Here is an 8647-nt window from a genome sequence, read left to right on the forward strand (position 1 = left end):
GCCGCCGCCGGCAGCGACCACCCCGGCCGGCACCGACCATCCGCCGGGCCCGCCGACCGGCCGGCGGGCCGGCTGACGACCGGCTGCTACCGTGCCCCGGTGACCCCCCGGCGTCGCCGACTGGCGATCCTCCTGCGCCTGGCCGTGGTGTTCGGCGTGGTGGCCGGCATCGTGCTGACCGCGCTCGGCCCAGCCACGGTCACCGGCCTGCTGCCGTACTTCACCATCCAGAGCAACGTGGCGGTCGGCGTCTTCGCCGGCTACACCGCCTGGTGCGCGCTGCGCGAGCGGCCCGAGCCGCCGAGCGCGCTCAAGGGCGCGGTGACGCTCTACATCACCATCACCGGCACCGTCTACCACCTGGTGCTGGCGAACCCGGCCAGCCCCTTCGCCATGGTCCAGCCGCACCGGGAGCCGGGCGAGTGGTGGGGCAACCAGTTCCTGCACACCGTGGTGCCGCTGCTCGCGGTCGCCGACTGGGCGCTGTTCGACAGGCGCGGCCGGCTGCGTCCCCGGTACGCCGCCTGGTGGCTGGTCTTCCCGCTGGCGTACCTCGGGTTCGCGTTGGTGCGCGGGCTGGTCGTGCGCCGCTACCCGTACCCGTTCCTGGACGCGGGACAGCTCGGCTACGACGGCGTCGGGGTCAGCGCGGTCGGGTTCGCCGTCGCGTTCTGGCTGTTGGGCCTGCTCTTCGTGAGCGTCGACCGGCTGCTCGCCCGACGTCGGGGCGCCGGCCCGGCGCAGCCGACTCCCGACCCGGCGGAACGGCCCGACCCGGCGGCACGGCCCGACCCGGCGGCACGGCAGCCCACCGGGTCCGGCTGAGCGGCAGCCGTCAGGCGACGCCGCCGACGTCCGCCGCGCCGGCCCGGATCCGCCGGCCCACGCCCCGCTCCCGGCCGAACGAGTCCGTCCGTCCCCAGCGACCGGGCACGTCGAGCAGCTCGATCCGGCCGTAGCCGGTCGGGATCGCGGGGTCGACCAGGAGGTTCTCCCCGCACGGGCGCAGCCCGAGCATCGTCGAGAGCAGCATCAGCAGGCCGCCGGAGGCCCACGACTGGGGGCGGCCCGCAGCCGGCAGCTGAACCGGGTACCTGGTGAGCGCGCGCGGGTAGCCGGCGATCACCTCCGGGACCGATCCGCCGAGCGTCTCGGCCGCCGCGAACACGCCGGCGGCGATCTGAGCCGCCTCCGCGTCGAAGCCGTACCGGCGCAGGCCGGCCGCGACGAGCGCGTTGTCCGACGGCCAGACCGCGCCGAGGTGCGCGCCGACCGGGTTGTACGGCCGCTGGCCGTCGGCGTAGGTGCGGACGCCCCAGCCGGAGAAGAGGTCCGGCCCGCACAGGTGCGCGGCCAGCGCGTCGGCCCGGTCCGGCTCGACGATGCCGCTCCACAGCAGGTGCCCGAGAGCGGAGGTGAGCGCGTCCACCGGCTCGCCGTCCGGGGTGAGGGCCAGCGCGTAGTAGCCCCGCTGCGGCAGCCAGAAGTCCCGGTTGAACCGCTCGCGCAGGCACGCCGCGTCGGCCTCCAACCGCTCGGCGTACTCCCGGTCGTCCCAGAACTCCCGGGCCAGCCGGGCGCCCCGGATCCGCGCGTCGTACGCGTACCCCTGGAGTTCGCAGGTGGCCCGGGGGAACGGGGGCACCACGCCGGTGCGGTCGACGATCGCGTGCGGCGAGTTCCGCCAGGTCTGGTTCGCCACCCCGTTGACCGTGTTGCGCGGCTGGTAGCGCAGGTAGCCGTCGCCGTACGGGTCGCCGTAGTCGGTCAGCCAGTCCAGCGCCATCCGGGCCGGGTGGCGCAGCTGGCGGACCAGGTCGGCGTCGCCGGTCCAGCGCTCGTACTCGTCGAGCAGCACGACGAAGAGCGGGGTGGTGTCGGCGGCGCCGTAGTAGAGCGCGGTGGGCTGCTCGTCGAACGCGGCCGCCTCGCCGTACCGCAGCTCGCTGAGGATCTTGCCGGGTTCCTCGTCGTGGTAGTCGTCGAGCTGGCCGCCCTGCAGCAGCGCGAGCATACGCAGCGTGGCCGGCGTCAGCTCGGGCGTGAACGCCAGCGTCTCCAGGCAGGTGACCAGGGCGTCGCGGCCGTAGAGCGTCATCGCCCAGGGCAACCCGCCGACCGGCACCCGGTCGGTGTACGACAGCGGCGTGTAACGCAGCGCGGCCAGGTCGGCCAACGCCTGCCGGTAGGCGGCGCCGAGGGCCTTGCGGTCGGCGACGAGGTGCGGTGCCTGGTCGAACCAGTGCGCGAGGTCCGCGCGCATGTCGTCGTGGACCCGCTTGCGGTGGGACTCGAGGTCGGCACGCAGGTCGCGTCCGCCGGCGCCGTGGATGACCATGGCGACGTGCAGGTCGGTGTGCCACTCGCCGTTCGGCTCGACCCGGATCCGGAACGTCATCCCGCGCCCGTCGACCTCCACCGGCACGGTGCTGGTGACGTCCGTCTCCCGGGTGAACCGGTCGCGCTGGTAGCGGATCCGCAGCTGGCGCCGGTCGGTGTCGGCGACGACGACCGGCTCGCGCGACGCGGGTCGCAGGATCTCGGCGGTGTCGGCGAAGTCGCTGCCGATCTCCATCCGCACGGTGAACTCGGCGGGCTCGGCGGTGTGGTTCAGCACCGTGATCCGCTCGTGGAACGCCTCGTCGATGGAGCGGTGCCGGATCACCGAGACGTCCGCGTCCACGTAGTGGCTGGCGGCGCCGGGGACGAGCACGAAGCGGGTCTCGAAGTAGGTCAGCTCGTCCCGGGACAAGGCGTGCAGCCGCTCGCCGTCGATGGTGAGCACCCACCGGGACAGGAACCGGGTGTCGAAGGAGAACAGGCCGATCGGGGCGGCCGGGTCGGGCTCCATGTCGCCCTGCGCGTCGCTCATCGCGAAGGCGTTGCCGGCGAGCACGTTGACCAGTTCCTGCCTCATCGCGCCACCGGCCGGTGGGGGGAGCCGGCCACGTCCCGGGGGTGCCGGGCGTCCGGCGGGCCGGGGAAGAGCCGGCGCAGTGTCAGCAGCAGTTTCAGGTCGCCCTGCACGGTGAGGTCGTTGCGCAGCAGCGCGGCGGCCGGGTGCAGGCGTCCGGTAGCCATCCGGTCGAAGACCTCCCGGTCGGCGCGGACGACCAGGTCCGCCTCCTCGGCCAGGCGGTCCACCCGGACGTCCTGCCGGTCGATGGTCAGGTACCAGTGGTCGGTGTGACCACCGTCCCGCAGGTCCAGGCGGATCGTTCCCGAGGTGGTCTCGGGCAGCTCCGGGTGCCGGCCGGCCGCTCCTCGGGCCAGGTGCTCCGCGGCGGAGACGCTCATCCGGTCCTCCTCGTCGTGCCGTCCCCGCAGGGTCCCCGGGGGCGGGGTGAGGCGAACTCACCCGATCCGGGTGAGCCGGGTGTCCGCACCGGGTACCGGACGGTCATGTGGACGACCGGGGACGCCACCGCCGACCGGGTGCTGCTCGCGCTGCTGACCATGCAGCGGGAGTCCTGGGAGCAGGGGATCACCGGCCAGGCGCTGCTCGACCTCGGCCTGCCCGAGGCGGCGGTGCTGGTCGCCGACGCGGCGGTGACCCGCCGGCGACCGGACGGTCGGCTCGGCGAGTCGCCCGGCTCGGTGGGCGCGGTGAACGGCGCCGCCTGCGGCGAGGTGGTCCGGCACGCCGCCACCGTCACCGGGGACCCGAGGTACGCCGACGCGCTGCACGCGCAGCTCGACTGGCTGGCGCGCCGGGCGCCCCGGGCCACCGACGGCACGCTGTTCCACCTGCTCGACGGCCGGCAGGTGTGGGCCGACACGATCTACATGACGGTGCCGCTGCTGGCCCTGACCGGTCACCCGGAGCTGGCCGCCGCGCAGGTCGACGGGCACCGTCGGCGGCTGCACGACCCCCGCACCGGCCTGTACGCGGCCCGCTGGGACGAGGACCGGGACGAGCTGGACCGCCCGGAGCCCTGGGGCACCGGCAACGGCTGGGTGGTCGCCGGGATCGCCCGGGCGCTGCGCCCCGGGGCGGACTGGCCGGCCGGGCTCCGCGCCGAGCTGGCCGGGCACGCCGAGGAGGTGCTCACCGCCTGCCTGGCGTACCGGACCGACGACGGGCTCTTCCCCGACGTGCTCGACGACCCGGGCACGTTCCGCGAGGCCAACACGGCCCAACTGCTCGGGTACGCGGCGCTCACCGGGGTGGCCGACGGCTGGCTGTCGCGGTCGTGGCTCGACGTGGGGGCGGACCTGCTGGCCGCCGCCGCCCGTCGCGTCGACGGGTGCGGGCGGGTGACCGGGGCCAGCGGGGCACCGGACTTCGCCGGCCCCGGCACCTCCCCCGAGGCGCAGGCCTGTCACCTGCTCGGGCACGCCGCGCTGCGCCGCGCCCGGGACGCGGTCAGTCCCGGATGAGCCCGCGCACGTACGCGGCCTGACCGACGTGCTGGAGATCGTCGTCGAGCACGCTGACCAGCCGCACGCCGAGGGTGACCGGCGGGTCCCAGTTCTCGTCCACCACCCGGTCCAGATCGCCCGGCCCCAACCCGCGCAGGTACGCCAGGCTGCGGTCGACCACCGCGCGGTGGTAGTCGAGCAGCACGCCGCCGTCGTCCGGTCGGACCGCGGCGATCTGCTCCGGGCCGTGGCCGTAGCCGGTGTCGTCCGGGTCGGGACGTAGGCCGCACCGCCGCGCCCAGTCCCCGCCGGCCCAGAGCTGCTCCTCGCCCATCACGTCGGCGAGGTGGTGGTCCTGGATCCGGGTCAGGTGCCAGACCAGCCAGCCGACCGGGTTCGCCCCGTCCGCCGGGGCCTGCCGCAGTTGCTCCGGGTCGAGCCCGTCGAGCGCGCCGGCGACCAGGTCGGGCAGCCGCCCGTACCCCTCGGTCAGCAGATCGTTGACGTCCACGTGGCCTCACTCCCCCACCGTCTCGTACCGTCCCCCGGGGCAGTACCGCCCAGCGGGCGGGGCAAACCTCGGCTCTAGGGTGATCGGGTGGTCGCGGCGCTGGAGCTGTATCTCGACACCGACGCCACCCGGCGGGTCCGGGTGCTGTGGGACCTGCTGGAGTCCGAGGGTGTGCCGAGCATGCGCTCGCTGCTGGCCCAGCGGCACCGTCCGCACGTCTCGCTGGCGGTCGCGCCCCGACTGGACCCGCGGCAGGTGGCCGAGGCGCTCGCCGGGACGGTGGTCGCCGCGCCGCTGCGGCTGGAGTTCCAGCACGCCGGCCAGTTCGTCGGACGCGTGCTGTGGCTCGGGCCGGCGCCGACACCCGAGCTGCTGGCCCACCACGCGGACGTGCACGAGCGGCTGGCCCGGGCCGGGGTCGGCGTGGTGGAGCACTACCGGCCGGGACGCTGGGTACCGCACTGCACGCTCTCCATGCGGGTGCCGAACCCGCTGATGGGCGCCGCGGTGCGCCGCTGCCTGGAGGTGCTTCCGCTGACCGCCACCGTGGTCGGCGCCGCGGTCACCGACCACGCCCGGGACATCTCCCACCCGCTGCCCTGACCGCGACGGCCGGCCGCCCGCCACGGGGCCTAGACTGGGCGAATGAGGTGCAGCCGGTGACCGGCGGAGACGTGACGGGCCCGGGCTACGGCCACGGCTGCCTCGCGTACGCCGACCCGGCCGTGCGGCACGCGCTGGAGGTCGAGCAGGTCACCGCCGGGCTCGCCGCCGGCGAGCAGGTCTGGCTGGTCGGTCCGGAGGAGCCCGAGGTGGTCACCGGACGGCTGGCGTCGGTGCCCGGGTTCGCCGCCGCCCGGTGTCGCGGCGACGTGCGGCTGCTGTCGGTGGGCCAGGCCTACCGGCACGACGAGGTGGCCGATCCCGGGGAGCAGGTCCGGGCGTACGTGCGGGCCACCACCGAGGCGCTCACCGCGGGTTACACGGGCCTGCGGGTGGTCGCGGAGGCGACCGGCCTGGTGCGCACCGCCGCCCAGCGGGACGCCTTCGCCCGCTACGAGCACCGCATCGACCACTGGATGCGGCACCGGCCGATGTCGGCGGTCTGCGCCTACGACCGGCGGGTGCTCGACGACGCGGCGATCGCCGAGCTGGCCTGCATGCACGCGCAGACCAACGCCGAGGTGCTGTTCCGGCTGCACGCCGGTGGCGACGACGCGGCGGTGGCCCTCGGCGGCGAGCTGGACCCGTCCAACCACCGGCTCTTCGCCACCGCGCTGGAGCGGGCCGACCCGCGACCGGTGGCGGGCCGGCTGGTGTTCGACGCGTCCCACCTGCGCTTCGTCGACCACCGCAGCCTGCTGCACCTGCGCGACCATGCCCGCCGTCGGGACGCGGTGGCGGTGCTGCGCACCCGCTACCGGGCCCCGGCCCGGCTGGTGGAGCTGCTGGGTCTGACCGGCCTCCTGGTGGAGGTGGTCCGATGAGGACCGGCGCCGGCGCGGGCCACACCGGCTACGTCCACGAGGCGCTGCTCTACGACTCCGACGACGAGTTGCTCGCCGTGGTGCTGCCGTTCCTGCTCGGCGGGATCGAGGCCGGCGAGCTCACCGCGGTGAGCCTGGACGTGCGCAACGCCGAGCTGGTGCGGCGCGCGTTGCCCGCCGGCACCGAGGTCACCTTCCTGCCGGGCGGCGACGTCTACGCCCGACCCACCGCCGCGATCCGCGCCTACCGGGAGCTGTTCGCCTCGTTCGCGGCCACCGGCACGTCGCAGATCCGGATGGTCGGCGAGCTGCCGCCGCTGCTGCTCGGCGCGACCTGGGACGCGTGGGCCCGCTACGAGTCGGCGATCAACCACGTCTACGACGACTTCCCGCTCTGGGGTCTGTGCGCCTACGACCGCCGGGTGGCGCCGCCGCACGTGCTGGCCGACGTGGCCCGCACCCATCCCCGACTCGCCCTGTCCGACGGCCGACACGAGCCGACCGACGTCTACACCGAACCCGCGACCTATCTGGCCGAGTGCCGTCCCGCGCCGCTCGACCCGGTGCAGCACACGGTCCCGGTGGTCGAGCTGGTCGACCTGACCCCCGCCCAGGCCCGGGACGCGGTCCGGGCCGCCGACGCCGGCCGGCTCCCGCCCGACGACCTCGACGACCTGGTGATCGCCGTGAGCGAGGTGGTCAGCAACGCGCTGCGGCACGGCACGGCGCCGGTGTGCCTGCGGCTGTGGCGCGCGCCCGACCGGATGGTGGTGACCGTGCACGACCGCGGTCCCGGCCCGAAGGACCCGTACGCCGGGCTGCTGCCGGCGGGCGACGGCAGCGAGGGCGGCCTGGGCCTGTGGATCAGCCACCAGAGCTGTCATCACGTGACGCACCACCGGGACGCCGACGGGTTCACCATCCGCCTGACGGTCGGGAATCCACACTTCCCGGTCTGACTGGCGGATCAGGGGCGGGGCGGGGCGAGGCCCGCGCGCGGACGCGGTACCGTAGCGCCTCATCGTGCCCTGCGGCCTGGCGCTGGCGAACCCACGGAGGATGGCGCATGTCCAACGGTGAGGAACCGTTCGCACCCCACGACGACGTGTCCGCGCGCCCCCGGTTCGATCCGGCGCTGCGCGGCTACGACAAGCGTCAGGTGGACCGGTACGTCGAGCAGATGGACGGCGAGGTGAGCGCGCTGACCGCCGCCCGCGACCGGGCGTACGCGCAGGTGCGGGAGTTGACCGCGCAGGTGCAGCGGGCGCAGGCCGAGGCGGTCGAGCTGCGGGACCGCCCGACCGCGGTGGACCGGGCCTCGTTCCGCGACCTCGGGCCGATGGTCGACCAGATCCTCGACCTGGCCGAGAAGCAGGCCGGCCAGATCACCGAGATGGCCACCCGGCGCGCGGACGACGTCCAGGCGCAGGCGGAGAAGCTGCTCACCGCCGCCCAGGAGCAGGCCGCCCGGGAGCGACGCGAGCTGGACGAGGAGTTGTCCGCCCGCCGGGCCGAACAGGAGCGGGCGGACGAGGAGCGGCGGACCGCGGCGCAGGCGGAGCTGACCGCCGTGCGCGAGCTGGCGGAGAAGCTGCGCACCGAGGGTCAGGCCGCGCACGACCGGGCCCAGCAGGAGGCGAAGCGGCTCACCGAGCAGAGCGCCCAGCAGGTCGAGCAGGCCCGGTCCGCGTCCGAGGCGCTGGTGAAGGCGGCGCGCACCCAGATCCAGCAGGAGGTGCAGGCCACCCGCAGCAAGGCCCAGCAGGAGCTGGCCCAGTGGCAGGCCACCATGGCGCGTGAGCTGGACGAGCGGCGGGCCGCGGCCGAGCAGGAGCTGGCCGACCGGGCGAGCGCCGCCGAGCGGGACATCGCCGCCCTGGTCGCCGAGGCCCAGCAGTACGCCACCGAGGTGCGGGCGCGGGCCGACGAGGAGACCGTGGCGCACCAGGAGCAGCTCGCCACCGTGCAGCGGGAGGTCCAGCAGCGGCAGGAGGCGCTGGCCCAGCTGACGTCCGAGCTGGAGACCGTCGGCAAGCAGCTGGAGGAGACCCGCGGGGAGATCGCCACGATCGAGCGGGCCGGCGCGGAGCTGGAGGAGCGGTTGGTCGGCGTACGTCGGGACCTGGCCGCCGAGACCAAGCGGCTGGACGAGGCGCGACGCGCGGCGGAGCTGGCCGAGCAGCACGCCAAGGAGACCCGGGCCCGGGTGCAGCGGGAGGCCAAGCGCGTCGCCGACCTGGCCGCGGCGGCGGTGATGGCGGCCGCCGCGGGCGGCGGGGAGACCGCC

The 8647-nt window shown here is 75.3% G+C and carries 9 protein-coding genes; 6 read left to right on the top strand and 3 right to left on the bottom strand.

What is annotated here, in order from left to right:
- The coding region (locus HUW36_RS19240) for a Pr6Pr family membrane protein (RefSeq protein ID WP_246248227.1) at window positions 1-825 on the top strand (825 nt) is incomplete at its 5' end.
- Between the two features lie 10 nt (window positions 826-835).
- Here HUW36_RS19240 and HUW36_RS19245 read toward each other — a convergent pair.
- Window positions 836-2917: an amylo-alpha-1,6-glucosidase gene (locus HUW36_RS19245; protein ID WP_174529446.1), complete on the bottom strand. Its 2082-nt coding sequence runs from the start codon at window positions 2915-2917 to the stop codon at window positions 836-838.
- Window positions 2914-3297, bottom strand: coding sequence for an SCP2 sterol-binding domain-containing protein (locus HUW36_RS19250; RefSeq protein ID WP_174529447.1), 384 nt, complete (start codon window positions 3295-3297; stop codon window positions 2914-2916). The genes HUW36_RS19245 and HUW36_RS19250 overlap by 4 nt, the downstream gene beginning before the upstream one ends.
- Before the next feature lie 105 nt (window positions 3298-3402).
- On the opposite strand from HUW36_RS19250, the gene HUW36_RS19255 reads away from it, so the two are divergent.
- Window positions 3403-4380 (top strand): glycoside hydrolase family 88 protein, encoded by a 978-nt coding sequence (locus HUW36_RS19255; RefSeq protein ID WP_174529448.1) that lies wholly within the window; start codon window positions 3403-3405, stop codon window positions 4378-4380.
- Here HUW36_RS19255 and HUW36_RS19260 read toward each other — a convergent pair.
- A complete protein-coding gene (locus tag HUW36_RS19260; protein ID WP_174529449.1) occupies window positions 4367-4873 on the bottom strand; it encodes a mycothiol transferase in 507 nt (168 codons plus the stop codon). The two genes, HUW36_RS19255 and HUW36_RS19260, sit on opposite strands and share 14 nt — an antisense overlap.
- An 87-nt stretch (window positions 4874-4960) precedes the next feature.
- Between HUW36_RS19260 and HUW36_RS19265 the strand changes: the two genes are divergently transcribed.
- The 4 genes from HUW36_RS19265 to HUW36_RS19280 form a co-directional block, all read left to right on the top strand.
- Window positions 4961-5476, top strand: a complete 516-nt coding sequence (locus tag HUW36_RS19265) for a 2'-5' RNA ligase family protein (protein ID WP_174529450.1) — start codon at window positions 4961-4963, stop codon at window positions 5474-5476.
- Window positions 5477-5532: 56 nt separating this feature from the next.
- Window positions 5533-6360: an MEDS domain-containing protein gene (locus tag HUW36_RS19270; protein ID WP_174529451.1), complete on the top strand. Its 828-nt coding sequence runs from the start codon at window positions 5533-5535 to the stop codon at window positions 6358-6360.
- A complete protein-coding gene (locus tag HUW36_RS19275; protein WP_174529452.1) occupies window positions 6357-7319 on the top strand; it encodes an anti-sigma factor RsbA family regulatory protein in 963 nt (320 codons plus the stop codon). Before HUW36_RS19270 ends, HUW36_RS19275 begins: the two co-directional genes overlap by 4 nt.
- Window positions 7320-7426: 107 nt before the next feature.
- The coding region (locus tag HUW36_RS19280) for a hypothetical protein (protein WP_174529453.1) at window positions 7427-8647 on the top strand (1221 nt) is incomplete at its 3' end.

The sequence above is a fragment of the Micromonospora maritima genome, assembly GCF_902825405.1.
Classification (GTDB): Bacteria; Actinomycetota; Actinomycetes; order Mycobacteriales; family Micromonosporaceae; genus Micromonospora; species Micromonospora maritima.